The sequence below is a fragment of the Streptomyces sp. NBC_00820 genome, from assembly GCF_036347055.1.
Taxonomy (GTDB): Bacteria; Actinomycetota; Actinomycetes; order Streptomycetales; family Streptomycetaceae; genus Streptomyces.
In genome coordinates, this window is sequence record NZ_CP108882.1 from 4969467 (window position 1) to 4993246 (window position 23780).

Genomic DNA, 23780 nt, shown 5'->3' on the forward strand with positions numbered 1-23780 from the left:
ATGCGCGTCCGTACCACCGCCCTGGTGGCCGTCGCCCTCTCCGCCGTCGTCGCGGGTGTGACCACGGGCTGCGGCGCCGCCGACATGACCAAGCAGGCGAGCCCCTTCGCGAACGCGGGCGGCGCCAAGTCGGTGACCCTGTCCGTGCAGTCCTGGGTGGGCGCGCAGTCCAACGTGGCCGTCGCCCAGTACATCCTCGAACACAAGCTCGGCTACCGCGTCGACACCGTCCAGGTCGACGAGGTGCCCGCCTGGGACGCCCTCAGCCAGGGCCGGGTCGACGCCCTCCTGGAGGACTGGAGCCACCCCGAGCAGGAGAAGCGGTACGTCGACGACAAGAAGACGGTCTCCTACGCGGGCGGCCTCGGGGTGACCGGGCACATCGGCTGGTACGTCCCCACCTACCTGGTCAAGCAGCACCCGGACATCACCGACTGGCGGAACCTGAACAAGTACGCCTCCCTCTTCCGCACCCCGGAGAGCGGCGGCAAGGGCCAGATCATGGACGGCTCCCCGGCCTACGTCACCCACGACAAGGCCCTGGTGAAGAACCTGAAGCTGAACTACCAGGTGGTGTTCGCCGGTTCCGAGGCCGCCCAGATCACCCAGATGAGGCAGTTCGCCAAGGAGAAGAAGCCCTTCCTGACCTACTGGTACACACCCCAGTGGCTGTTCAAGAAGGTCCCCATGACGGAGGTGAAGCTGCCGCCGTACAAGGAGGGCTGCGACACGGACGCGGACAAGATCACCTGCGCCTATCCGCACACCCCGCTGCGCAAGTTCCTCAACGCCGACTTCGCGAAGTCCGGTGGAGAGGGCGCCGCCTTCCTGAAGAAGTTCCGGTGGACCACCGAGGACCAGAACGAGGTCTCCCTGATGATCGCCGACCAGAAGCTCAGCCCTCAGGAGGCGGCGAAGAAGTGGGTGGACGGCCACGAGTCCACGTGGAAGCGATGGCTGTCCTGAGCGGTACCGCCGCAGGGCGGCCGCGATCCCGCGCGGCACGATCCCGCGCGGCACGGTCGCACGCGGCACGGTCGCACGCGACGCGGTCGCGGCCGCCCGCCGGAGCCCCGCTCCGAACGTGACACGAGTGGCCCCTCGCACGCCGAGTACGCCGAGCGCGGCGTGCGCGGCGTGCGCGGGGCCCTCGCCGTTCTGGCGGCCGAGCACGTCGAGCGGCCCCGGGAGCGGGACGGGCGGATCGTCCGGGGCGCGGTCCCGGTGCGGGGACCGGAAGGGGTACACCTCGTCCCCGGCCGGTACCCCCTGGGTCACCCGTGCTGGCCGGGCCGGTAGTTGCCCGGGACCATCCTGGTCGTCACGGCGAAGCGGTTCCAGGCGTTGATCACCGTGATCGCGGCGATCAGCCGGGTCAGCTCGACCTCCTCGAAGTGCTTGGCGGCCTTCTCGTACACCTCGTCGGGCACGAAGCCGTCGGTCAGGACAGTGACCGCCTCGGTCAGCTCGATCGCCGCCAGCTCCTTCTCCGTGTAGAAGTGCCGGGACTCCTCCCAGGCGCTGAGCTGGATGATCCGCTCCATGCTCTCCCCGGCCGCGAGGGCGTCCTTGGTGTGCATGTCGAGGCAGAACGCGCAGTGGTTGAGCTGCGAGGCGCGGATCTTGACCAGCTCGCACAGCTTGGGGTCCAGGCCCTGCCGGGCGGCGGCGTCCAGCCGGGCCATCGCCTTGTAGACGTCGGGCGCGTGCTCGGTCCAGTTCAGGCGCGGGGTGTGTGCGGGGGCGTATGCGGAGGTTTCCTGTGCGGTACTCATGTGTCCGACCCTAGGAGCGGGAAAGCCCAGGAGTATGGTCCATTTCCATGGCGGAACCATGGGCCACCTGGGGCGTCGACCTGCACCTTGAACCGGCCGGCACCGGCGGCCTGCGACGCGGTCTGACAGACGCGCTGCGCGACGCGGTCCGCACCGGCCGCCTCACCCCCGGCACCCGGCTGCCCTCCTCCCGCTCCCTCGCCACCGACCTCGGCATCGCCCGCAACACGGTCGCCGAGGCCTACGCCGACCTGGTCGCCGAGGGCTGGCTCACCGCCCGCCAGGGCTCCGGAACCCGGGTCGCCGAACTGGCCGCCGGCCCGCCGGCCGGCCCCGGAGCGGCACCTCCGCGCCGCGAGGTGGGCCGTCCCGTCCACGACCTCGTCCCCGGCACCCCCGATCTCGCCGCCTTCCCGCGCGCCGAGTGGCTCAAGGCAGCCCGCCGCGCCCTCGCCACCGCCCCCTTCCAGGCCCTCGGCTACGGCGACCCGCGCGGCCGCCCCGAACTGCGCACCGCCCTGGCCGGCTACCTCGCCCGCGCCCGCGGCGTCCGCACCGCCCCCGACTCCCTCCTGATCACCGCGGGCTTCTCCCACGCGCTGCGCATCCTCGGCACGGTCCTGCGGGCGCGCGGGGCGGACACGGTGGCGGTGGAGTCGTACGGCCTCGACGCCCACTGGGCGCTGCTGCGGGACGAAGGACTGGCGACGCGCGCGCTGCCGTACGGCGAACTCGGCACGGAGACGGGAGCGTTGAGCGACGAGGGGGCGGTCCTGCTCACCCCCGCCCACCAGTTCCCGATGGGCGTGCCGCTGCACCCCGACCAGCGGGCCGCCGTCGTGGACTGGGCGCGCCGGACGGGCGGGCTGGTCCTGGAGGACGACTACGACGGCGAGTTCCGCTACGACCGCCAGCCCGTCGGCGCGCTCCAGGGCCTCGACCCCGACCGGGTCGTCTACCTCGGTACCGCCAGCAAGTCCCTCGCCCCCGGACTCCGGCTGGGCTGGATGGCGCTGCCCCCGTCCCTGCTGGAGGAGGCGGTCGCGGCCAAGGGCGCGATCGACAGCTGCGGGGTGCTGGACCAGCTGACGCTGGCCGAGTTCCTCACCTCCGGCGCCTACGACCGGCACGTCCGCTCCGCCCGGCTGCGCTACCGGCGCCGCCGCGACGCCCTCGCCGCCGCCGTCGCCGGCCGCGCGCCCGACGCCCCCCGCATCGAGGTGACCGGGATCGCCGCCGGTCTGCACGCGGTGCTGCGGCTGCCTCCCGGCACCGAACGGTCCGTCGTCCAGGCCGCGGCCTGGCAGGGGCTGGCCCTGCACGGCCTGTCCTTCCACCGGCACCCGGAGGCCGTCGCCCCACTCCTGGACGCCCTGGTGGTGGGGTACGGCACCCCGCCGGACAGCGGATGGGCGGGGGCGCTGGAGGCGCTGTGCAGGGCACTGCCGTGACCGGTCACGGGCCGGCCCTGTCCCGGGCGCGGGGGAGCGGACCCGAGGGCGCCCGGCCCCGGAGGTTTTCGCACAGAGGGCGCCGGGGGGTTGGCGCCCGAGCGGCCCTGCGCTACAGTGGATCTTGAACAGGCCGCCGGAACTCCCGGAGTCTGGACACGCGTTGGTGGTCCAAGGAAAGACGCCCCGCTTCCTGCGGGGAAATGCAGGTGCAAGGCCTGCCCGGCGCTCAAGAAGACGAACCCCGCCTCCTCAAACGGAGCCGGGGTTCGTCGCGTCGGGGCCCCGGCCGCTCCCGGCGAGGCGCCCGCCCGGAGGGCACGGGCGCCGTCGCTCACCGTGCCGCGGAGGCGGGGGCCGGTGTGTTCGTCCCGGCCGGAGCCTCCCCGAAACGGGCCAGGGCCAGCGCGCCCGCCACCGCCACCGCGAAGCCCAGCACCGCCGCCCAGGCCAGCCCCTCCCGGGTGCGGTCGCCGAGCCAGACCACGCCGGCCACCGCCGGGCCGATCGTCTCGCCGATCACCATGCCGGCCGTCGCCGTGGTCACGGAGCCGCGCTGGAGGGCCGAGGTCAGCAGGAGGAACGCGCAACCACCACCGAGCAGCAGACCGTAGACCGCCGGGTCGGTGAGCAGGGCGACGGGGTCGAGCGAGTCGATGAGCCTGACCGCCACCTCCACCACGCCGAAGCCGAACCCCGCACCGAGCCCCAGCAGCAGGGCGCGGGCCCTGCCGGACAGCCGGCGCCCCACCGCGCCCAGCAGCAGCACCCCGGCAGCGGCCGCGGGCATCGCGTACGGCAGCCACCCCGGTCCGCTCCGGTCGCCCTCCGTGCCCGAGGCCAGCCCGAGCAGCGCGAGCCCCGCGCACACCACGCCGACCGCCGCCCACTCCAGCCCGCTCAGCCGGACCCGCAGCAGCCGCGCGGCCACCACCGCCGTCACCGCCAGGCTGGCCGCGAGCGCCGCGCCCACCGCGTAGATCGGCACCGAGCGCAGCGCGGCGATCTGGAGCAGGAAGCCGAGCCCGTCCAGCGCCAGCCCGGCGAGATACCGCCACTGCCGCACGGCCCGCAGCAGCAGCGCCGCCTCACCGACCGCTGCCTCGCCGACCGCTGCCTCGCCCGCCGCCGCCTCGGCGCCCTGCGGCGAGCCCGCCGCCCGCGCGGCCATCGCCTGCAACACCGTCGCGGTACCGAAGCAGACCGCCGCCCCGAGGGCGCACACCATTCCAAACAGCACGAAGCGACTCTAGGGTCTTTCTTCCGGATCAGGCCGGCTCCGGTCTGCGGTGCCTTCTGGCCGACCCGAGCGGGGTCTGGTGCGTGCAGCTGCAAGGCGGAGGAGGGAGTCGACGCGGCGCGATGGGGGTCCCTCCCTGCTCGAGCGAAGCCGAGAGCTTGGGGGAGAGTGACGACAACGCCGCTGGGGGTACCCCCTGCTCGCAGAGCTTGGGGGAGTGCGTGCCAGGCCCCGCGACCCCGGCAAGATCCGGAAGAGAGGCCCTAGGCGAGCGGGCGAATCTGGGGTCTCCCGCACAGCAGTTCTCACCCTTCTCTAGGCTGGGGGCCGAGAACACGCAGCCGACGGGGGAGACAGCATGGCGAACGCACGCCGACAATTCCGGTCCACCACGGTCGTCCTCGGCGGAATGGGCCTCCTTGCCGCCGCCCTGACCGCCTGCTCGTCCGAGCCGGACAAGCGCTGTGTCGACCGGGGCAGCTACAACCTCACCAAGGGCTACAAGGTCGTCTCCGACAAGAACTGCAAGTCGGCGAAGTCCGCGGTGAACGGCGCCTGGTACTACAACGGAAAGAAGAAGGGCTCCTGGATCGACGGGGGCTCCTTCGTCAAGCCGTCCAAGGGCAGCTCGGGCCGTTCGAGCCGCTACTCCGACGACGACAGCGACAGCCACCGCACCGGCGTCCACCGTGGCGGCTTCGGCGGCGGCCACGGCAGCTCCGGCGGCTGACCGACCGGGAGCGCCACATGGAACGCCGCACCATCACACCCCGCCCCGACTGGCAGCGCACCGTCGAGGAACAGGGACTCGTCTACCCCCTCACCCGGCACCCCGACGACGTCCTGCGCCCGTACTGGGACGAGAGCGCCTACTACGTCTTCTCGCTGGAGGAGGTCGAGGCGCTGGAGGAGGCCGTCGAGGAACTGCACGCGATGTGCCTGGCCGCGGCCGGGCACATCGTGGAGCGCGGACGCCTCGCCGACCTCGGCATCACCGACCCGCGCGTCGCCCGCGCCGTCACCGAGGCCTGGCACCGCCGGGACGAACTCCCCTCCGTCTACGGCCGTTTCGACCTGCGCTACGACGGCACCGGCCCGGCCAAGCTCCTGGAGTACAACGCCGACACCCCCACCTCGCTGGTCGAGGCGGCCTCCCCGCAGTGGTTCTGGATGGCGGACCGGTTCCCCGGCGCCGACCAGTGGAACTCCCTGCACGAACGCCTCGTCGACGCCTGGCGCAAGCAGGCCGCGCTCCTCCCGCCCGGCAGCCCCCTGCACTTCGCGCACTCCTCCGTCGACGAGCTGGGCGAGGACCTGATGACGGTCGCCTACCTCAAGGAGACCGCCGAGCAGGCCGGCCTCGACACCGACTGGATCTCCATGGAGGAGATCGGCTGGGACAGCCTCTCCGGCCGCTTCGTGGACAACCGGCTCCGCTTCATCCGGAGCATCTTCAAGCTCTACCCCTGGGAATGGCTCACCACCGACGACTTCGGCGGCCACGTCCTGGACACGCTCGACAACGGCGGCGGCACCGGCAGCACGCTGTGGATCGAGCCCGCCTGGAAGATGCTGCTGAGCAACAAGGCCCTGCTGGCGATCCTCTGGGAGCTGTACCCCGGCCACCCCCACCTCCTGCCCGCCTACCTGGACGGCCCGCGCGAGCTGGCCGACTCGACCGGGTACGTCGCCAAGCCCCTGCTCGGCCGGGAGGGCGCGGGCGTGACCGTGCACGAGCCGGGCGCTCCCGCGGTCCTACGGGACGACGAGCCCTGCTGCTACCAGGAGCTGGCCCCGCTGCCCGCCTTCGACGGCAACCACGTCGTCCTCGGCGCCTGGGTCGTCCAGGACGAGTCGGCGGGCCTCGGCATCCGCGAGTCCTCCGGCCTGATCACCGACACCTACGCCCGCTTCCTGCCCCACGTCATCCTCTGAGGCCGCCCGCCTCGCCCTCCGAGCCGCCCGTCATGCTCTGAGCCGCACGGGCGAACCTCCGAGGCCGCACGGGCGATCCTGCGAGGCCGCATGGGTAATCCTCCGAGGCCGCACGAGCGATCCTGCGAGGCCGCACGGGCGATTCTCCGAGGCCCCGGCTGCCCGCCGCCCGCATGGTGCCGTCCCCGCGTCCTTCGCCCGCATGGTGGACGACGGACGCGGGACGCCGCGGCGTGGCCGGTAGGCTGGCCACGGGCCGTGACTGGCGCGCTGGGATGGGACGGACCATCGGGGAGCGGCCCGAGTGGGAACGAGTGCCGTGCGCCTGGGCCGAACCGAGCACGCAGAACGCCACGTCCGGAGGTCCCCATGTCCGACCGCACCGCCGAGTCCGCCCCCCTGTCGATCGAGTCCACCGCCTTCCGTGCGGCCCTCGACGTCATCCGCGCCGTCGAGCCGCGCGTGGCCGACGCCATCGGCCAGGAGGTCCACGACCAGCGCGACATGCTCAAGCTGATCGCCTCCGAGAACTACGCCTCCCCGGCCACCCTGCTGGCGATGGGCAACTGGTTCAGCGACAAGTACGCCGAGGGCACCGTCGGCCGCCGCTTCTACGCCGGCTGCCGCAACGTCGACACCGTCGAGTCCCTCGCCGCCGAGCACGCCCGCGAACTGTTCGGCGCCCGGCACGCCTACGTCCAGCCGCACTCCGGCATCGACGCCAACCTCGTCGCCTTCTGGGCCGTCCTCGCCGACCGCGTCGAGGTCCCGTTCCTGGAGAAGACCGGCGTCCGCCAGGTCAACGAGCTCTCCGACGCCGACTGGGCCGAGCTGCGCCAGGCCTTCGGCAACCAGCGCATGCTCGGCATGTCCCTGGACGCCGGCGGCCACCTCACCCACGGCTTCCGGCCCAACATCAGCGGCAAGATGTTCGACCAGCGCTCCTACGGCACCGACCCGGCCACCGGTCTCATCGACTACGAGGCCCTGCGCGCCCAGGCCCGCGAGTTCAAGCCGCTGATCATCGTCGCCGGCTACTCCGCCTACCCCCGGCTGGTGAACTTCCGGATCATGCGGGAGATCGCCGACGAGGTCGGCGCCACACTCATGGTCGACATGGCCCACTTCGCCGGCCTGGTCGCAGGCAAGGTCCTCACCGGCGACTTCGACCCGGTCCCGCACGCCCAGATCGTCACCACGACGACCCACAAGTCCCTGCGTGGCCCGCGCGGCGGCATGGTCCTGTGCGACGACTCCCTCAAGGACCAGGTCGACCGCGGCTGCCCGATGGTCCTCGGCGGCCCGCTCCCGCACGTCATGGCCGCCAAGGCCGTCGCCCTCGCCGAGGCCCGGCAGCCCTCCTTCCAGGACTACGCCCAGCGGATCGTCGACAACTCCCGCGCCCTCGCCGATGGCCTGATGCGCCGCGGTGCCACCCTGGTCACCGGCGGCACCGACAACCACCTCAACCTGATCGACGTCGCCTCCTCCTACGGCCTCACCGGCCGCCAGGCCGAGTCCGCCCTGCTGGACTCGGGCATCGTCACCAACCGCAACGCCATCCCCGCCGACCCCAACGGCGCCTGGTACACCTCCGGCATCCGCATCGGCACCCCGGCCCTCACCACCCGCGGCCTCGGCACGGCCGAGATGGACGAGGTCGCCGGCCTCATCGACCGCGTTCTCACCACCACCGAGCCCGGCACCACCAAGTCGGGCGCTCCCTCCAAGGCCGCCCACGTCCTGGACCCGAAGATCTCCGACGAGATCTCCCGCCGGGCCACCGACCTCGTGGCCGCCTTCCCGCTCTACCCGGAGATCGACCTGGGCTGACGCCCCGGCAGGCGCTGCCGGCGCTCCCTGCGGGGGCGTCGGAGAGCCGCTCAGAGATCGATCAGCTTCTGCTGTCGCTCCTCCTGCCGCAGTCCGGCCGACGCCATGTGTACGGCGAAGGGTCGCAGCAGGAGGGCCAGCGCGGCCCCGACTGCCGCGCCCGGTATCGCCCACCACCAGCCGCTGCCGTCCGTGCCGCTCGTGTCGGTGGTGCCGGCGGCGGTGTCCCGCGTTACCCGTGTCCCCGTGGAGAGCGTAGGTGCGGAGGCCGCCGGCTCCTCGGTCGTCGTGCCCGGTGTCTCCGACTGCCAGGGCCCCGGGAAGGCCCCACTGAAGCCGCCCTCACGGGCCTTGCCCATCAGGCCCAGCTCCTTGAGCAGCGTGCGCAGTTGGTCGGGGTGTTCGGCGCGGTGCCAGTAGCCGTTCGGGGACTCGGCCGGGTGGGCAGCCGTGTGTATCCAGACGGCGTAGGGCTTGGACTTGAGGGGGAAGACCCGGTCTATCCGCCATGGGGACATGTCGTGCACCAGCCAGGTCACATTGATCTGGCGGGCCGAGGCCATGCCGGCCTCCATCGGCGGCTTGCGCACGCCCTTGTCCACCGGGCCCAGCAACCGCTGCAACTGCTCGTACCGCTGGTCCGAGAAGTACAGCGCGGTGGCTTTCTCGCTCTCGGGTGAGCCCACCAGCACGCTCGTCGGGCCACCGGCCACCGCGGAAGAGGCGCCCCACAGCAGCAGCGCGAGCAGCGCCGCCAACGCCCCTGTCAAGGCTGCCAGTTCACGAACCCTGCCTTTTGTCATCCGATCCCCCAAGCGTCGATTCCCGGCGGCCCCGAGCCGCGTGTCACTTCTGGTACACCGCCCGCCTCGCCGGGGTTCCCACCCGGCGCCCGCTATTTCGAGGACGTCTCCGGCCCCTCGGCGAGGGACTTCGCGATCTCCACAGCCTGGTTCCGTGACGCGACCCCCTCCAGCCGCAGCGTCACCGCGCCGCCCGGCGCTCCGCCGCTCGCGCGCATCCACAGCAGCGTCGGCCCGGCGGTCCGCGCTCTGCGGTCGAACCGGTGGCCGTCGTCGTCCACCAGCCAGAAGGTCAGCAGATGCGGTCGCGGGAACCAGAGGGCGTTGTCGGTCGTGCCGTCGTTGGGTTTTGCGCGCAGGGGCAGCCACTGCGGCGGCTCCCGGACGGTCTTGGTGAAGCCCGGGTCCAGCGACGCCGGGAACTCGTCCAGCCGGACCGTGTGATCCCGCTCGTGCCAGCACAGGCTCACCAGGAGGCGCCCGTGCGGCTCCGGGGTGACCGTCACCGCGTCCGGACGCCCGAGCGCACGCGGGACCAGCGGCTCGAAGCCGGCCCGCCGCGTCGCCTGCGCCAGGGACAGCGTGCGTCCGCAGCCGGGCACCTCGGCACCCGGGGAGGGCACCGTCTCCGGGTCGTAGCGCACCGCGACGCCGCCGAAGTCGAACCAGTCGAGGACCGCCGCCCGCACCGGGGGCGTGAGCGCGAGCGCCGCCAGCAGACCGCAGAGGACCGCCACCAGCGAACGGCTCCGCAGACGCGCCCAATGACGGACGGCGCTCAGCCGCTCGCGGGCTCTCGGCGCCTCGGCCGCCGGCACGGGCAGCTGCTCGGCCAGTATCTGCGCCAGCACCCGCTCGACCATCGTCTCGGCGCCCGCGGCCCCTGCGGGGTCCTCGGCGTCCTCGGCCATGCCGTCCCCGCCTGCCGTGCCGGTCTCCCGTCGGTTCAGCGTCCGCCCGAGCTCCCGCAGCTCCTCCGGCAGCCGCGCCACACTCTCCCGAGCGCGCCCGCGCTCACGTCCCCGCGCCTTGCCGCCATGGTTTCGGCGACCGCTCCGGTCCTCACTCCCGCCATCGCCCCGGACACCACGAGCACCCGGGCCCCCAGTGTCCGCGTCCACGCCGTGCTCACCGTCGTCGTACGGCCCGTCGTCGTACGGCTCACTCACGCTCTTCACCCCCTTCCCGAGGCTGGAAATCCGGCAGCAACCGGCTCAGCTTCCGCAGGGCGCGGTTCAGCCGGGACTTGACCGTCCCCCGGGGCCAGCCGAGGGCCTGGGCGGTCTCGGACTCGTTCATCTCCAGGAGATAGCGGTAGGTGACGACCAGGCGATGCTCCTCGCTCAGCTTCTCCAGGGCGGACAGCAGGGCCGCGCGGCGCTCCGTCTCGAGCGTGGCCACCGCCGGGTCGGCCGATTCCGGTATCAGCGGCTCGGCCCGGACGAGGGCGGCCTCCCGCCCGGCGAGGGTGCGCTGCCGCACCGCCGTCCGCACCGTGTTCCTCGTCTCATGGGCGACGATGGCCAGCAGCCACGGCTTGAACGACGCGCCGTCCCTGAACCGGCCCAGCGCGCAGTAGGCCTTCACGAAGGCCTGCTGCACCACGTCCTCCGCGTCCGCACCCGCGCCGAGCGCCGCGGCCGCCCGCAGGGCGATGCCCGTGTGGGCCCGCACCAGATCCGCGTACGCCTCCGGCTCCCCGGCGCGTACGCGAGCGATCACCGCGGCCTCATCGGCGATGAGACCCCCCTCCCGCGTTCTCACACCCTTGTTACACCGCCGAGGAGGGATCGGTTCCCATCTGTTTCCCGCCGGTTCCGGATCGCCCCCCGGGACCTGAGAGAATGGTGAGCATGGCCTCTGACCGACCTCGTGTGCTCTCCGGGATCCAGCCCACCGCGGGCTCGTTCCACCTCGGCAACTACCTGGGCGCCGTCCGCCAGTGGGTGGCTCTGCAGGAATCCCACGACGCCTTCTACATGGTCGTCGACCTGCACGCGATCACGGTCCCCCAGGACCCGGCCGAGCTGCGCGCCAACACCCGGCTCGCCGCGGCCCAGCTGCTGGCCGCCGGACTGGACCCGGACCGCTGCACCCTCTTCGTGCAGAGCCACGTCCCCGAGCACGCCCAGCTCGCCTGGATCATGAACTGCCTCGCCGGCTTCGGCGAGGCCTCCCGCATGACGCAGTTCAAGGACAAGTCCGCCAAGCAGGGTGCCGACCGCGCGTCCGTCGGTCTGTTCACGTACCCGATCCTCCAGGTTGCCGACATCCTGCTCTACCAGGCGAACGAGGTCCCCGTCGGCGGGGACCAGCGCCAGCACATCGAGCTCACGCGCGATCTGGCCGAGCGCTTCAACGGCCGCTTCGGCGAGACCTTCGTCGTCCCGAAGCCGTACATCCTCAAGGAGACGGCGAAGATCGCCGACCTTCAGGACCCGTCGATCAAGATGAGCAAGTCGGCGTCCACGCCGAAGGGCCTCATCAACCTGCTCGACGAGCCGAAGGCGACGGCGAAGAAGGTCAAGAGCGCGGTCACCGACACCGACACGGTGATCCGCTTCGACACCGTGAACAAGCCCGGCGTGTCGAACCTCCTCACCATCTACTCCACGCTCACCGGCAAGTCGATCGCCGACCTGGAGCGGGACTACGAGGGCAAGATGTACGGCGCCCTCAAGACCGACCTCGCCGAGGTCATGGTCGAGTTCGTGACGCCGTTCCGCGAGCGCACCCAGCAGTACCTGGACGACGTCGAGACGCTGGACTCGATCCTCGCCAAGGGCGCGGAGAAGGCCCGTGCGGTCGCCGCGGAGACCCTCGCGCAGGCCTACGACCGAGTGGGCTTCCTGCCGGCCAAGCACTGAGACCGGCCGGGCCCCGGCGCATCCCGGGGCCCGTTGGAAACAGCACGGCGTACGACCGCACACATGTCCGACGGGGCAGAGCGCTGCACATCACTTCCGCTGCGCCTGCCCACGGGACACCCGTGGCCTTACAGTCGAAAGCCGGTGGCCCGGACGGCGGGACGACGCCGGCCGGGAAGACATCACACGACGGACATCACACGACGGACAGGAGACGACGTGGGGACCGTAACGATCGGCGTGTCGATCGCGGTCCCGGAGCCTCACGGCAGCCTGCTCCAGGAGCGGCGCGCGGGCTTCGGCGACGCCGCGGCTCACGGCATCCCCACGCACGTCACCCTGCTCCCGCCGACCGAGGTGGACGCGGCCGACCTGCCGGCCGTCGACGCCCACCTGTCCGGGGTCGCGGCGGCGGGCCGTCCGTTCCCGATGCGGCTGTCCGGCACCGGTACCTTCCGGCCCCTGTCCCCGGTGGTCTACGTGCGCGTCCTGGAGGGCGCCGAGGACTGCACCCTGCTCCAGCAGCGCGTACGGGACTCCTCGGGGCCGGTGGCGCGCGAGCTCCAGTTCCCGTACCACCCGCACGTCACCGTGGCCCACGGCATCGACGAAGCGGGGATGGACCGCGCCTTCGCCGAACTGGCCGCGTTCGAGGCCGCGTGGCCGTGCGCCGGCTTCGCGCTGTACGAGCAGGGCCCCGACGGGGTGTGGCGCAAGCTGCGCGAGTACGCCTTCGGCGGTGCCGTGGTGCCGCCCCAGGCCGCGAGCATCGAGCACGGCACCATCGCGAGCTGCTAGGGGGTGTCTCCCCGATCTTCGCGGGTCCGCGACGCCCCGGCACGGCACCTCGCCGCACGGCCGAATCACCCACGTACGCCCAGTACGAGGACGATCCGGCCGCACGCCGAGGCACCGCACCGGACGCCGCGGCCTGATCCGACCTGATCCAAACGACACCCCCCAAGCCCTGTCGTCGAACTCCCGCCTGCCTCGCGGAAGTCCCGCCCGGCTCGCGGGCGGACGGCGCTGCGTCGCCGACACGGCCCGGAGGGCCGCGTTCAGAGCGGCAGTCTGCGGAACAGCGCGCGCGGCGCGTGCCGCAGGGCCGACATCAGCACGCGCAGCGACCCGGGCACCCACACCGTCTCCGAGCGCCGGCGCAGGCCGAGTTCGATGGCCGTGGCCACCGCCTCCGGGGTGGTGGCGAGCGGGGACGGGGGCAGACCGTCCGTCATCCTCGTGTGCACGAAGCCGGGGCGTACGACCATGACGTGCACGCCGGTGCCGTGGAGGGCGTCGCCGAGTCCCTGGGCGAAGGCGTCCAGGCCGGCCTTGCTGGAGCCGTAGATGAAGTCGGCGCGGCGCACCCGTTCACCGGCGGCCGAGGAGAGGACCACCAGGGAGCCGTGGCCCTGGTTCTGCAGGGCGCGGGCACTGACCAGACCGGCCGAGACCGCCCCGGTGTAGTTGGTCTGCGCGACCTGGACCGCGCGCAGCGGGTCGCGCTCGTCGTGGGCCTGGTCGCCCAGGATGCCGAAGGCGAGCAGCACCATGTCGATGCCGCCCTCGGCGAAGACCTTGCCGAGGACCGCCTCGTGGGACTCGGGGTCGAGGGCGTCGAAGGCGACGGTACGGACGTCGGCGCCGAGGGTGCGCAGGCTCTCGGCGGCCTGGTCCAGGGCGGGGGAGGGGCGGCCCGCGAGCCAGACGGTGCGGGTACGGCGGGCGATCAGCCGGCGCGCGGTGGCCAGCGCGATCTCGGACGTGCCGCCGAGGACGAGCAGGGACTGGGGAGGACCGAAGGCAGCAGACATGCCCGCGACCGTATCGCCCTCATATGGGCGATACGTTCTGACGCGTCGCCCGGCTCCCCGCAATGGGTGATTAATTAGAGGGCATGGACTGGCTGAAGAAGCTGCCCGGGGTCGGACCGGTCGTCACCTGGCTCATGGCGACGCACGCGTGGCAGTCGTACGAGCGACTGGACAAGGTCAAGTGGTCGCGGCTCGCCGGGGCCATGACGTTCTCCAGTTTCATCGCGCTGTTCCCGCTGCTGACCGTGGCCGCCGCGGTGGCCGCCGCCACGCTCGACCCGGCCCGGCAGAAGACCGTGGAGAACAAGATCGCCGATCAGTTCCCGGGAATCTCCCAGCAGTTGGACCTCAGCGGTCTGGTGCACAACGCCGGCACCGTCGGCGGTATCGCGGGTGCCGCGCTGCTGTTCACGGGCGTCAACTGGGTGGCCCAGATGCGCGATTGCCTGCGCGCGGTGTGGGAGCTGCCCGACCGCGGCGGGAACCCGGTGCTCGCCCGGCTCAAGGACGCCGGCGTCCTGATCGGCCTCGGCGGCGCCATGCTGGTGACGCTGGCCGCCTCCGGGCTGGCCTCGGCCGCCGTCGGCTGGCTGACGCGCCTGCTCGGCCTGGACGAGCACGGCTGGAGCAGCGTCCTGCTGCGGGTCGCCGCGTTCGCCGTCGCCGTGCTCGCCGACTTCCTGGTGCTGCTCTACGCCCTGACCCTGCTGCCCGGGGTCGAACCGCCGCGCCGCCGCCTGCTGGTGGCCGCCCTGCTCGGCGCGGTCGGCTTCGAGCTGCTGAAGCTGCTGCTCAGCGGCTACATCCAGGGCGTCGCCACGAAGAACGTGTACGGCGCGTTCGGCGTGCCCGTGGCCCTGCTGCTGTGGATCAACTTCACCTCGAAACTCCTCCTGTACTGCGCGGCCTGGACGGCGACGCGGAACGGGGAGCCCCCGGTCAAGGACGCGGCCGACGGCGCATCAGGTCCGGCAGCGGCCAGCGCCGGTTGACCAGGAAGGCCGCGGCCCCGAGCAGCGCCAGCAGGCCGCCGGCGACGGCGAGGGCGATCCCGACGCCGCTGGAGTCGGCGCCCGTGGTGGCACCGGCCACCGGCTCGGAGCCGGCGCGGTCCGTGCCGTGCGTCTTTCCGGCGGCCGCCGCCGATGCCGAGGCGGACGCGGAGGCACTGGGCTCGGTGCCGGGCCCCGCGACGTTCTTCGGCGGGACCAGATCGCCGACCGGCGTGACCTTGCCGTCCGCCCGGAAGCCCCAGTCGAAGAGCTTCGCGGCCTCCTTGTAGACCTCGTTGTGCTCGTGCTTCTCCGGGTTCATCACCGTGACCAGCAGCACCTTGCCGCCGCGCTCGGCGACGCCGGTGAAGGTGGCGCCCGCGTTGGTGGTGTTGCCGTTCTTCACGCCGGCGATGCCCTGGTAGACCGGCACGTCGGCGTCGCCGCTCAGCAGCCGGTTGGTGTTCTGGATCTCGAAGGACTTACGGACCGGCTTGCCCTTGCCGCCCCGCTCGGTGCCGCCTGGGAACTGGGCCCGCACGGTCGCGCAGTACTCCCGGAAGTCCTTCTTCTGCAGCCCGGAGCGGGCGAACAGGCTCAGGTCGTACGCGGAGGAGACCTGGCCGTCGGCGTCGTAGCCGTCGGGGCTGACCACGTTGGTGTCCAGGGCCTGGAGCTGCCCCGCGTGCGCCTGCATGTCCCGGACGGTCTGCTTGACGCCGCCGTTCATCGAGGACAGCACGTGGACGGCGTCGTTGCCGGAGCGCAGGAAGACGCCGAGCCACAGGTCGTGGACCGTGTAGGTCTCGTTCTCCCTTATCCCGACCATGCTCGAACCGGACCCGATGCCGGCCAGGTCGAGGGGCACCACCCGGTGCTCCGTCGACCTCGGGAACCTGGGCAGCACCGTGTCCGCGAACAGCATCTTCAGGGTGCTCGCCGGGGGCAGCCGCCAGTGCGCGTTGTGCGCGGCCAGCACCTCGCCGGACTCGGCGTCGGAGACGATCCAGGAGCGGGCGGTGAGGTCCTTGGGGAGCGCGGGGACGCCGGTGGCGGGGTTCACCTGGGTGCCGGACTGCCCGAGCCTGGCGCCGCCGACCTGTGACATCCGCGCCGGCGGGGTGGCGGCCGGACTCGTCGCGGGGGCCGTCGGGGACGCGAGGGCGGCCGGCGCGGCTACGGAAACGGACAGAAGTGTGACGGAGGCGACCAACAGAGATCGACCGACGGTCTTCTTGGGAGCGGACACGGTCGAGAACGTACCTTTCACGGGCAGTGAAGTCCCACTTCCCACTCCACCCCGGGCTCGGAAGCGGACGGCGGACGGTGATACTGGGGGTATGAAGCTCAGCCGCCCGGTCTCCTGGTTCCTGCTCGCCTTCGGGGTGTGGAGCTGGTTCATCTGGGTCACTTTCATCAAGAACCTGGTCAAGGACAGCAGCGGTCTGGCCTTCGACAACGGGCACCCGACCGCCTACTTCTGGGTCCACCTGCTGCTGGCGGTCGTCTCCTTCGTATTGGGGACGGTCATCGGGGTCATCGGGTTGCGCGGACTGCGCGCACTGCGCCGGACGTCATAGCCCGGACGCGGCGGGGCGGTCACCGCCCTCACGCTCGCCGTCCTGGCTGTCCTTGGCAGTCCCGCCAGTCCCGGCAGTCCCGGCAATTCCGGCTGTCCTGGCCGTCCTGATCGTCCCGGCCGTCCCAGCCATCGTGGCTGTCCCGGCCGTCCTGGCGGCACCGGAATCCACCCCGCCTGACCACCGTCACCCCCGCGCCGGAGCCCCCGGCGCGATCGGCCATGCCGAAATCGCGCTCTGCCCCTGTGGAGAGCCTGTGAAACCCCGCGGCGACAACGGCTCGGTAAGTTCTTGCTCATCCAGCCGGATTGCTCTTCCCCCAGGTGAAATTCGTGTGATTAGGTGAGCCGCGCCGCGACGGATGTGGCGAATTTGTGCTGGGCCAGGGGTAGGGCCCTGGCAGGCCTGGGGAGGGCACCACCATGCGATCGCTTCGCATGCGCATTCTCGTGACGTTGCTTGCACTCGCCGTCGTAGGGGTCGGCGTTTGGCAGTTGCTGCCGTCGCAGGGTGACAAGAACAAGACCATCAAGGTCGGCACGACGGACGCCATCACGTCCCTGGACCCGGCCGGCGCCTATGACGCCGGTTCCTGGGCCCTGTTCAACAACGTCTTCCAGACGCTGATGACCTTCCGGCCGGGCGGCGTCTCGCCGGTCCCGGACGCGGCGAAGAGCTGCGGCTTCCCGGGCGGCGACCTCCGGACGTACCGGTGTGTGCTGCGGGACGACATCAGCTTCCCCAGCGGGCGCAAGATGACCGCGGCGGACGTGAAGTACTCCTTCGACCGGATGAAGAAGATCAATTCCAGCGTCGGCCCGTCGTCCCTGTTCACCACCTTGAGCAGGGTCTCAGCCGACAACGACACGACGGTCGTCTTCCATCTGTCGTCCCCGGACGCCATCTTCCCGCTGAAGATCGCCACGGGCGCCGGAGCGATCGTCGACCGGGACAAGTACCCGGCCGACAAGCTGCGGACCGGCAACGACGTCGACGGCACCGGCCCGTACACACTGACGTCGTACGCGAAGGGCAAGCAGGCCGTCCTCACGCCGTACGGCAGGTACAACGGGTACGGCAGCGAGAGCCCCCGCCCCGTCGAGCTGCATTACTTCGCCGACTCCCAGAAGCTCGACAGCGCCTGGCGGGCCCGGCAGGTCGACGTCGCCACCCGGACGCTGCCGCCGGGCGTGCTGTCCGAGCTGAACCCGAGTGACCCGAAGCTGCGGGTCACCGAGACGGAGAGCGCCCAAGCCCGCAACCTGTACCTCAACACCCGCGCGGGTGCCCCGCTGCACGACCCGCGCGTGCGCCGCGCGCTGGCCTGGCTGGTCAACCGCGACCAGCTGGCCGCCAAGGTGTACCAGGGCACGGTCGACCCGCTGTACTCGCTGATCCCGGCCGGCATCACCGGCCACACCACGTCCTTCTTCGACGCTTACCCGACGCAGAACGTCAGCAAGGCGCGGGAGCTGCTGACCCAGGCCGGGGTGTCCCTGCCGGTGCGCTTCACCCTCGGCTACGGCAGGGGGCGTGGCGCGTCCGCCGAGGAGAGCGCCGAGCTGAAGCGGCAGCTGGAGGCCGGCGGCCTGTTCAAGGTGGACGTCAAGGCCTACGAGTGGACCGCGTTCCAGAAGCTCTGGGCCGCGGGGAAGATGGACGCCTGGGGTGTCACCTGGCTCGCCGACTACCCCGACCCGGACACCTTCGGCGCCCAACTCGTCGGCACCGGCTCCACCATGAGCACCGGCTACAGCAACAAGGTGGTCGACTCCCTCATCCAGGACAGCCAGCGGTACGACGACCGCAGCCGTGCGGAGAGGGACTTCGGCACCATCCAGGCGGACGTGGCCACCGACGTGCCGCTGATCCCGCTGTGGCAGGGCAAGGAGTACGTGGTCAGCACCAGGGACATCAGCGGCGGGCAGTACCTCGCGGACGGCACGGGCGTCTTCCGCCTGTGGCGCCTGGGCTGGATCTGACCTCGCCCGGCCCGGATCCGGCTCGGCCCGGATCCGGCTCGGACCGGATCCGGCTCGGACCGGCTCCGGACCGGCTCCGGATCGACTCGGCTCCGGACCGCCCACGTAGCCTGCTCCGGTCCGCTCCGGACGGACTCGGCTCACCGCCCTCGCCACCGGCAGGGCGGTCAGCCGTCGCGCCGTGCCCTGGCTCCCGGGTCCGGCAGTGCCTTCGTCATTCCCGGCAGGAAGTCCGTGAACAGTTCGTGGACCTCCAGGACCAGGGGGCGCAGCACCCGGAAGCGGGCCAGGGCCACTCCGCGTGCGGTCAGCCGGGCCCCGCGCCGGGCCAGCCGGTAGCTGCGCTCCCGGTCCTCGGTGCGGTCGAAGACCCAGTACAGGACGAGCCCCATCTGCGAGAGCCACATCAACTCGGGCAGTACGTCCCGCAGTTCGGGCGCCACTTTGGACTTGGAGCCGGCCAGCACCTCGCGGTGGACGCGGACCGCCTGTTCACGGGCGTGCTCGCTCTCCGGTGAGAAGGGGCTGAGCGGGCTGTCGGGGTCGGCGGCGTTCTTGAAGAACTGGACCGCGAACTCGTGGTACGGCTTGGCGATGTCCAGCCATGCGGTCAGCACGCCCGCGATCCGGGCCTCCAGGTCGGTCTCCCGGTCCAGGACCTCCCGGACCGCCATCTGGTGTTCGGTGGCGATCCGGTCGTAGAAGCCCTGGATCAGGTGCTCCTTGCCCGCGAAGTAGTAGTAGGCGTTGCCGACGGAGACCCCGGCCTCCTGGGCGATGGCCCGCATCGTCGTCTTGTCGTAGCCGCGCTCCTGGAACATCCGCATCGCGGTCTCCAGGATCAGCGCGCGGGTCTGCTCGGACTTGGTGGTCTGGGGTTCGGCCGCGTCGGGGCCGTCGTTCTTCGCGGGCACGAGAGGAGCCTAACGAGTGGCGCAGGACCCGTCCGAGCAGGACGGCGGATCGTGGACCCAGCCCTGCGCGGGGTGGTAGACCCACCCGTCCGGCCGCCGGTGGGTCACCCCGGCGGCCGGCGCCCCGGTTCCCCGCGCGGCGTTCCCCTGCGCCCCGGCTCCCCGCGCGGCGTTCCCCTGTGTCGCCGCGTGCCAGGCCGGAGCGCCCTGCCGTGCCACGTTCCGCGCCGGGACGCCCCGTCCCGCCGCGCTCGGTGCCCGGGTGCCCCGCCGGCCCGCCCCGTCCCGCCACTTCGCGGCGGCCAGTACGGCGCCGCGGGCGAGCCAGGCGCCGGAGGGGGTGCTCAGCCGGTGTGCGAGCGGGCGGTGCTCGCGCAGAGCCCACAGGACGACGATCCAGGCGCGGGAGCCGGTGTAGACCTGACCGCTGTCGCCGACCACGGTGATCTCGTCGAGGGTGGCGGCGTGGTCGAGGCCGGGGAAGTGGGTGCGGGCCCACTCCGATCCGGCCGGTACCAGGTCCAGCGGCACCAGCTGCGGCTGCCGTGCGAGCCAGCCGCGCAGGTGCGTGCAGAGGGCGCACCGGGCGTCGTACAGGACGGTCAGCCCGCGGACCGGGACGCCTGCGGCGGCCCGGCCCTCGGTGGCGGTCACGGCGCTCACGCCCCGACCGTCGGGGCGATCCACCCCTGCGGCGCCACGGGCGGCACCTGCTGCCCCTCCATGATCCCGCGCCGCCGGATCTTGTTGAGCACGTACACGTTGCCCAGGTGCATCACGCCGAGCACCAGCAGCACCACGCCCAGCTTGGTCGACAGGGCCTCGAAGATGCCGCGGGTGTCGTCGATGTTCCCGCTGTCGCTCAGGTACAGCGCCACGAAGCCCAGGTTGACGAGGTAGAAGCCGACCACCAGCAGGTGGTTGACGGCGTCGGCGAGCTTCTCGTTGCCGCGCAGCACGTCGGCGAGGAAGATCCGTCCGTTGCGGCTGAGCGTGCGGGCCACCCAGATGGTCAGCGCGATGCTGACGACCAGGTAGATGACGTAGGCGATGACGGTGCGGTCCATGCCCCACCCCTTCTTGAACGCGTTCAAAACGCTGACGGGGATGACTGTAGACCTGTTTTTGAACGCGTTCAACCCTTGGGTCGGGGTGCGAAGTGTCAGCTCCTGCGCCCCAGTTCCGGACGCTTGGTGTAGTCCGTGAACCCCAGGACGTTCCCCCACGGGTCGGCGATCTCGACGGTCCAGCCGGTGGCCGTCGAGAAGGGTCCGTCCAGTGCCGTGATGCCGGCCGCGGTCAACTCCCGTGCCGCCGTGCGCGCGTCCGGCACCTCCAGCCACACGTGCGGCGAGGGCCAGGGCGGTGGCCGGTGCCCGAATCCCTCCTCGGTCCGCAGCAGGATCCCCGGCGTCTCGCCGCCCACCTTCAGGGAGGCGATCCCGCCCTCGTCGAACCGGAAGCCCACCGAGAAGCCCGCCCGGCAGTAGAAGTCCACGGCCTCGCCGAGATCCCCGACGGGCAGGACCGCGTGGTCGAACCCGAGCAGTTCGTACGACTCGTCATCTGACATGCCGTCAGATTAGGTGGACGGCAACGCCGTCGGCCGCCGACATGCCCGAGCGGTACGTCCGGTGGCACCTGGCATGATGAGCCGCACTTATCGTCATCTTGTCTTCCGCGGGTATTCCGCACGGAACTCCAGGAGCAGTCGCCTTGACCGAGCAGCCGCAGCAGCCGGGCCCGAGCGGTTACGGATACCCCAACCAGCCGTCGGGCGACCCCTACGGGCACCCTCAGCAGGGCAGGCCGCCGCAGGGGGGCCCTCAGCAGGGATACCCGCAGCAGGGTTATCCGCAGCAGGGGTACCCGCCGCCGGGCGCCGTCCCGCCGGGGACGTACACCGGGGACCCCAACGCCCCCTACGGCTACGACTTCTTCGGGCGCCCGTACTCCGAGAAGTCGAAGCTCACCGCCGGTCTGCTGCAGATCTTCCTCGGTCACTTCGGCGTCGGCCGCTTCTACCTGGGCAACGTCGGCATGGGCCTGGCCCAGCTCTTCACCTGTGGCGGCCTCGGCGTGTGGGCGCTGGTCGACGGCATCATCCTGCTGGCCAGCGACAACCAGACCGACGCCGAGGGCCGGCCCCTGCGTGGCTGAAGCCGTGGCTCCCACCGGCTCCCTCCTCCGTCATCCGGCGGTGGCGCCCCTCGCGGTGCTCACCGCCGGCGTGGCGGGCGCCGCCTACCTCTACGGCACCGATCCGCACCAGCCCGGCCACGTCCTGCCCGGCTGCCCCTTCCGCCTGGTGACGGGCCTTCTCTGCCCGGCCTGCGGCGGCACCCGCATGGTGTACGACCTGATGCACGGCCACTTCGCCGAGGCATGGCTGGACAACCGGGCCCTGCTGCTGGCCTCGCCGTACGCGCTGGCCCTGCTGGGGTGCTGGGCGGTGGAGGGCCTGCGGGGGCGTCGCTGGCGGCCCCGGATGAGCCCCCGCGGCCAGGCGGCGGTGCTGCTGCTCGCGGTGGCGTGGACCGTACTGCGCAACGTCATCTGACGCGCATGTGACCTTCCCTGGAACGGGAGTTGGTCAAAACGAAATTCATCACGGAACGGGAACGAAAGTTCGACTTGTCTCCCGTGTGCCTCATTGGCCTCCCTAAGATCGCGGCTCACAGGGGGGACGACGAGGCACGCACTTCGCCGTGGGATCCCGCCTGCCCGAGATCCCTACGGCACTTCCAGGAGCAACTCGCATGAGCGTCCCCACCCCTGAGGCCCCCTTCGGCGTCGACCCGCAGGGCCGTCCGTACTCCGACAAGTCCAAGGTCGTCGCGGGTCTGCTGCAGATCTTCCTGGGCGGGTTCGGCGCCGGCCGCTTCTACGTCGGCAACACCGGTGTCGCGCTGGCCCAGCTCTTCACCTGCGGCGGCCTCGGCTTCTGGGCGCTGATCGACGGCATCATCTTCCTCACGAGCAACGACCGCACGGACAGCCAGGGCCGCGTGCTGCGCGGCTGACCCCGGCACCGGCGACGGGCTCCGTGCCGTCGCAGCGCCGCAACGCCCGAGGGCCCCGTCTCCGGTACCGCGGAAACGGGGCCCTCGGGCTGTCGGAAGCCGACCGACGGCGAGGCCTACTGCGGGAAGCCGGGGTCGAGTTCGGTCTCGGTCGCGCCGGTGGTCGTGATCCCGGACGTGCCCGCCCGGAGCACCACGCTCGGGTGGTAGAAGTCACCGGACATCAGCAGGTCCGCGTCGCCGTCGCGGTCGATGTCGCGCAGGCGGACGTGCAGGCCCAGCATCTCGTACTCGGTGGGGCTGCCGGGCACGCCCGCCGTGGCGCGGGTGAACCACTGCGAGCCGGTCCCGGTGAGACCGTGCGCCCCGCCCCGCAGGACGTGGACGCCGCCCGCGGTCTTGGTGGAGCCGACCTTCTTCTCGGGCACGCCCACCGCCAGGTCCGGGTAGCCGTCGCGGTTGGTGTCGGCTGCGGAGAGGGCGGAGCCGAAGCCGTCGTGCGCCGTGGCGGTGCCGGCCACACCCGACGTCGCCTGGGACAGACGGTAGGAGGTGGTCGGGCCGCTGGTGCCGCCGCGCAGGACGACGACCGAGCCCGCGCCCCTGTTGTACGGGGTGTCGCTGACGGCGAGGTCCCCGTAGCCGTTCTTGTCGAAGTCGGCGATGACTCCGGCCGGGCTGTAGTCGGGCGACGAGGTGTCGTACGTGATGAGCTTGCCCGCCGTGACGGTGCTGCCGCCGTGCAGGAACCAGGCCGCCTGGGTCATCTTGTCGTTCTTGTAGCCCTGTCCGAGGACGTACAGGTCGGTCGCCTTGTCCTTGTCGACCTTTCCGGCGACCAGGGCGGTCGGCTCCAGCGGGCCGGCGGCGACGGGACGTTCGTGCTTGGTCACCTTGCCCGTCGTACCGGACTGGGAGAAGCCGCCCCGGTAGACGTAGACCGTGCCCACGCCGTCGGCGACGGCCAGGTCGGCCTTTCCGTCACCGTTGAAGTCACCGCTCGCGAGGGCCGCGCCGAACCCGTAGCCGGCATGGGCGGTGACGGGAATCCGCGTAGCCTTGGTGCCCAGGCCCGACTTGGCGCCCCACAGGATGGTGACCGCGCCCGCCCCGGCCTTCGTGCCCACCTTCTCGCTGTTGTCGGCAACCGCGAGGTCGGCGTAACCGTCGCGGTTGAAGTCCGCGTTCGCGAGCTGCTCGCCGAACCCGTCGGCGTACCCGCCGGCGTCGCCGGAGGTTCCGGGTATGCCGGCGCTGTTCTGGCTGAACGTCTTCGACGTGCCGGCGGGGCCCGCCGCCGTGCCGTACGTGACCGTGACCTCGCCGGCCCAGCCGGACGCGTAGTCCCGGTAGCCGTCCCCGTTGAAGTCGTCGGCGTACTTGGCGGGCGTGGCCGCGGTGGCCGTCTGAGCCGCCAGGACGACCAGCCCGCCGGTCAGTGACGCGGCCGTCACCGTCGCGAGAACCAGCCGCAGTTTCTTGTGCGTGAGCAATGTGTCTCCTGTGATCAAGTACAGAGGAGACCTACGACAGGGCGGCTCGGTTGTACGGCGAGGGCCCCGCTTCCCGAA

Annotated in this window: 25 protein-coding genes and 1 riboswitch; of the genes, 13 read left to right on the forward strand and 12 right to left on the reverse strand. The window is 71.8% G+C overall.

Annotation, left to right across the window (positions count from 1 at the left end; translation table 11 throughout):
• Positions 1-966, forward strand: a complete 966-nt coding sequence (locus OIB37_RS22525) for an ABC transporter substrate-binding protein (protein WP_330459404.1) — start codon at positions 1-3, stop codon at positions 964-966.
• A 308-nt stretch (positions 967-1274) separates the two neighbouring features.
• Here the strand turns inward: OIB37_RS22525 and OIB37_RS22530 are convergent, their stop codons facing one another.
• Entirely contained in the window at positions 1275-1775 is a 501-nt protein-coding gene (locus OIB37_RS22530; protein WP_330459405.1) for a carboxymuconolactone decarboxylase family protein, read from the reverse strand.
• Between the two features lie 47 nt (positions 1776-1822).
• Here OIB37_RS22530 and pdxR point away from each other — a divergent pair, with 47 nt between their 5' ends.
• Positions 1823-3226 carry a MocR-like pyridoxine biosynthesis transcription factor PdxR gene (gene pdxR, locus OIB37_RS22535; RefSeq protein ID WP_330459406.1) on the forward strand — a complete coding sequence of 468 codons (1404 nt, stop codon included), beginning with the start codon at positions 1823-1825 and terminating at the stop codon, positions 3224-3226.
• 334 nt (positions 3227-3560) lie between these two features.
• Here the strand turns inward: pdxR and OIB37_RS22540 are convergent, their stop codons facing one another.
• Positions 3561-4454: a hypothetical protein gene (locus OIB37_RS22540; RefSeq protein WP_330461932.1), complete on the reverse strand. Its 894-nt coding sequence runs from the start codon at positions 4452-4454 to the stop codon at positions 3561-3563.
• A 370-nt stretch (positions 4455-4824) separates the two neighbouring features.
• On the opposite strand from OIB37_RS22540, the gene OIB37_RS22545 reads away from it, so the two are divergent.
• From OIB37_RS22545 to OIB37_RS22555, 3 genes are all read left to right on the forward strand, one after another.
• A complete protein-coding gene (locus tag OIB37_RS22545; RefSeq protein ID WP_330459407.1) occupies positions 4825-5196 on the forward strand; it encodes a hypothetical protein in 372 nt (123 codons plus the stop codon).
• 17 nt (positions 5197-5213) lie between these two features.
• Positions 5214-6401 carry a glutathionylspermidine synthase family protein gene (locus OIB37_RS22550; RefSeq protein WP_330459408.1) on the forward strand — a complete coding sequence of 396 codons (1188 nt, stop codon included), beginning with the start codon at positions 5214-5216 and terminating at the stop codon, positions 6399-6401.
• A gap of 248 nt (positions 6402-6649) precedes the next feature.
• A riboswitch (ZMP/ZTP riboswitch) is annotated at positions 6650-6739 on the forward strand.
• 31 nt (positions 6740-6770) lie between these two features.
• Positions 6771-8234, forward strand: coding sequence for a glycine hydroxymethyltransferase (locus OIB37_RS22555; RefSeq protein ID WP_330459409.1), 1464 nt, complete (start codon positions 6771-6773; stop codon positions 8232-8234).
• A 50-nt stretch (positions 8235-8284) separates the two neighbouring features.
• Here OIB37_RS22555 and OIB37_RS22560 read toward each other — a convergent pair whose 3' ends face one another.
• The 3 genes from OIB37_RS22560 to OIB37_RS22570 all read right to left on the reverse strand — a co-directional run bounded on the left by OIB37_RS22560 (position 8285) and on the right by OIB37_RS22570 (position 10759).
• Positions 8285-9004 carry a hypothetical protein gene (locus OIB37_RS22560; RefSeq protein ID WP_330459410.1) on the reverse strand — a complete coding sequence of 240 codons (720 nt, stop codon included), beginning with the start codon at positions 9002-9004 and terminating at the stop codon, positions 8285-8287.
• Between the two features lie 125 nt (positions 9005-9129).
• Positions 9130-10029 carry a hypothetical protein gene (locus OIB37_RS22565; protein ID WP_330459411.1) on the reverse strand — a complete coding sequence of 300 codons (900 nt, stop codon included), beginning with the start codon at positions 10027-10029 and terminating at the stop codon, positions 9130-9132.
• Positions 10030-10198: 169 nt separating this feature from the next.
• On the reverse strand, positions 10199-10759 hold the full coding sequence (locus OIB37_RS22570) for an RNA polymerase sigma factor (RefSeq protein ID WP_330459412.1): 561 nt from the start codon (positions 10757-10759) through the stop codon (positions 10199-10201).
• A 131-nt stretch (positions 10760-10890) separates the two neighbouring features.
• Here OIB37_RS22570 and trpS point away from each other — a divergent pair, with 131 nt between their 5' ends.
• Both trpS and OIB37_RS22580 read left to right on the forward strand, forming a co-directional pair.
• Positions 10891-11904, forward strand: a complete 1014-nt coding sequence (trpS, locus tag OIB37_RS22575) for a tryptophan--tRNA ligase (RefSeq protein WP_330459413.1) — start codon at positions 10891-10893, stop codon at positions 11902-11904.
• Between the two features lie 219 nt (positions 11905-12123).
• Positions 12124-12702 carry a 2'-5' RNA ligase family protein gene (locus tag OIB37_RS22580; protein WP_330459414.1) on the forward strand — a complete coding sequence of 193 codons (579 nt, stop codon included), beginning with the start codon at positions 12124-12126 and terminating at the stop codon, positions 12700-12702.
• Positions 12703-12962: 260 nt separating this feature from the next.
• On the opposite strand, the gene OIB37_RS22585 is transcribed toward OIB37_RS22580, so the two are convergent.
• Positions 12963-13718 carry a decaprenylphospho-beta-D-erythro-pentofuranosid-2-ulose 2-reductase gene (locus OIB37_RS22585; protein ID WP_330459415.1) on the reverse strand — a complete coding sequence of 252 codons (756 nt, stop codon included), beginning with the start codon at positions 13716-13718 and terminating at the stop codon, positions 12963-12965.
• A gap of 83 nt (positions 13719-13801) precedes the next feature.
• On the opposite strand from OIB37_RS22585, the gene OIB37_RS22590 reads away from it, so the two are divergent.
• Positions 13802-14710, forward strand: a complete 909-nt coding sequence (locus OIB37_RS22590) for a YihY/virulence factor BrkB family protein (RefSeq protein ID WP_330459416.1) — start codon at positions 13802-13804, stop codon at positions 14708-14710.
• On the opposite strand, the gene OIB37_RS22595 is transcribed toward OIB37_RS22590, so the two are convergent.
• Positions 14658-15959, reverse strand: a complete 1302-nt coding sequence (locus OIB37_RS22595) for a D-alanyl-D-alanine carboxypeptidase family protein (RefSeq protein ID WP_330459417.1) — start codon at positions 15957-15959, stop codon at positions 14658-14660. The two genes, OIB37_RS22590 and OIB37_RS22595, sit on opposite strands and share 53 nt — an antisense overlap.
• Before the next feature lie 91 nt (positions 15960-16050).
• Between OIB37_RS22595 and OIB37_RS22600 the strand changes: the two genes are divergently transcribed.
• Together OIB37_RS22600 and OIB37_RS22605 are read left to right on the forward strand one after the other, a co-directional pair.
• Positions 16051-16290: an SCO4848 family membrane protein gene (locus OIB37_RS22600; protein ID WP_330459418.1), complete on the forward strand. Its 240-nt coding sequence runs from the start codon at positions 16051-16053 to the stop codon at positions 16288-16290.
• Positions 16291-16727: 437 nt separating this feature from the next.
• Positions 16728-18272: an ABC transporter substrate-binding protein gene (locus OIB37_RS22605; protein ID WP_330459419.1), complete on the forward strand. Its 1545-nt coding sequence runs from the start codon at positions 16728-16730 to the stop codon at positions 18270-18272.
• Positions 18273-18439: 167 nt separating this feature from the next.
• Here OIB37_RS22605 and OIB37_RS22610 read toward each other — a convergent pair whose 3' ends face one another.
• From OIB37_RS22610 to OIB37_RS22625, 4 genes are all read right to left on the reverse strand, one after another.
• Positions 18440-19186, reverse strand: coding sequence for a TetR/AcrR family transcriptional regulator (locus OIB37_RS22610; protein WP_330459420.1), 747 nt, complete (start codon positions 19184-19186; stop codon positions 18440-18442).
• Positions 19187-19195: 9 nt separating this feature from the next.
• A complete protein-coding gene (locus OIB37_RS36330; RefSeq protein ID WP_443058190.1) occupies positions 19196-19849 on the reverse strand; it encodes a thiol-disulfide oxidoreductase DCC family protein in 654 nt (217 codons plus the stop codon).
• Positions 19846-20253, reverse strand: a complete 408-nt coding sequence (locus OIB37_RS22620; protein WP_330459421.1) for a hypothetical protein — start codon at positions 20251-20253, stop codon at positions 19846-19848. Before OIB37_RS22620 ends, OIB37_RS36330 begins: the two co-directional genes overlap by 4 nt.
• A 95-nt stretch (positions 20254-20348) precedes the next feature.
• Positions 20349-20759: a VOC family protein gene (locus tag OIB37_RS22625; RefSeq protein WP_330459422.1), complete on the reverse strand. Its 411-nt coding sequence runs from the start codon at positions 20757-20759 to the stop codon at positions 20349-20351.
• A gap of 143 nt (positions 20760-20902) precedes the next feature.
• On the opposite strand from OIB37_RS22625, the gene OIB37_RS22630 reads away from it, so the two are divergent.
• The 3 genes from OIB37_RS22630 (at position 20903) to OIB37_RS22640 (ending at position 22209) form a co-directional block, all read left to right on the forward strand.
• On the forward strand, positions 20903-21346 hold the full coding sequence (locus tag OIB37_RS22630; RefSeq protein ID WP_330459423.1) for a TM2 domain-containing protein: 444 nt from the start codon (positions 20903-20905) through the stop codon (positions 21344-21346).
• Entirely contained in the window at positions 21339-21746 is a 408-nt protein-coding gene (locus tag OIB37_RS22635) for a DUF2752 domain-containing protein (RefSeq protein ID WP_443058191.1), read from the forward strand. Before OIB37_RS22630 ends, OIB37_RS22635 begins: the two co-directional genes overlap by 8 nt.
• A gap of 199 nt (positions 21747-21945) precedes the next feature.
• A complete protein-coding gene (locus tag OIB37_RS22640; protein WP_330459424.1) occupies positions 21946-22209 on the forward strand; it encodes a TM2 domain-containing protein in 264 nt (87 codons plus the stop codon).
• Positions 22210-22325: 116 nt separating this feature from the next.
• Here the strand turns inward: OIB37_RS22640 and OIB37_RS22645 are convergent, their stop codons facing one another.
• Positions 22326-23702: an FG-GAP and VCBS repeat-containing protein gene (locus OIB37_RS22645; RefSeq protein WP_330459425.1), complete on the reverse strand. Its 1377-nt coding sequence runs from the start codon at positions 23700-23702 to the stop codon at positions 22326-22328.
• Between the last annotated feature and the right edge of the window lie 78 nt (positions 23703-23780).

Bases quoted from the DNA above. Each gene is read 5' to 3' on its own strand.
- OIB37_RS22525 (WP_330459404.1), top strand. From the start codon at position 1: ATGCGCGTCCGTACCACCGCCCTGGTGGCCGTCGCCCTCTCCGCCGTC.
- OIB37_RS22530 (WP_330459405.1), bottom strand. From the start codon at position 1,775: ATGAGTACCGCACAGGAAACCTCCGCATACGCCCCCGCACACACCCCG.
- pdxR (WP_330459406.1), top strand. From the start codon at position 1,823: ATGGCGGAACCATGGGCCACCTGGGGCGTCGACCTGCACCTTGAACCG.
- OIB37_RS22540 (WP_330461932.1), bottom strand. From the start codon at position 4,454: ATGGTGTGCGCCCTCGGGGCGGCGGTCTGCTTCGGTACCGCGACGGTG.
- OIB37_RS22545 (WP_330459407.1), top strand. From the start codon at position 4,825: ATGGCGAACGCACGCCGACAATTCCGGTCCACCACGGTCGTCCTCGGC.
- OIB37_RS22550 (WP_330459408.1), top strand. From the start codon at position 5,214: ATGGAACGCCGCACCATCACACCCCGCCCCGACTGGCAGCGCACCGTC.
- OIB37_RS22555 (WP_330459409.1), top strand. From the start codon at position 6,771: ATGTCCGACCGCACCGCCGAGTCCGCCCCCCTGTCGATCGAGTCCACC.
- trpS (WP_330459413.1), top strand. From the start codon at position 10,891: ATGGCCTCTGACCGACCTCGTGTGCTCTCCGGGATCCAGCCCACCGCG.
- OIB37_RS22585 (WP_330459415.1), bottom strand. From the start codon at position 13,718: ATGTCTGCTGCCTTCGGTCCTCCCCAGTCCCTGCTCGTCCTCGGCGGC.
- OIB37_RS22590 (WP_330459416.1), top strand. From the start codon at position 13,802: ATGGACTGGCTGAAGAAGCTGCCCGGGGTCGGACCGGTCGTCACCTGG.
- OIB37_RS22600 (WP_330459418.1), top strand. From the start codon at position 16,051: ATGAAGCTCAGCCGCCCGGTCTCCTGGTTCCTGCTCGCCTTCGGGGTG.
- OIB37_RS22605 (WP_330459419.1), top strand. From the start codon at position 16,728: ATGCGCATTCTCGTGACGTTGCTTGCACTCGCCGTCGTAGGGGTCGGC.
- OIB37_RS22620 (WP_330459421.1), bottom strand. From the start codon at position 20,253: ATGGACCGCACCGTCATCGCCTACGTCATCTACCTGGTCGTCAGCATC.
- OIB37_RS22625 (WP_330459422.1), bottom strand. From the start codon at position 20,759: ATGTCAGATGACGAGTCGTACGAACTGCTCGGGTTCGACCACGCGGTC.
- OIB37_RS22640 (WP_330459424.1), top strand. From the start codon at position 21,946: ATGAGCGTCCCCACCCCTGAGGCCCCCTTCGGCGTCGACCCGCAGGGC.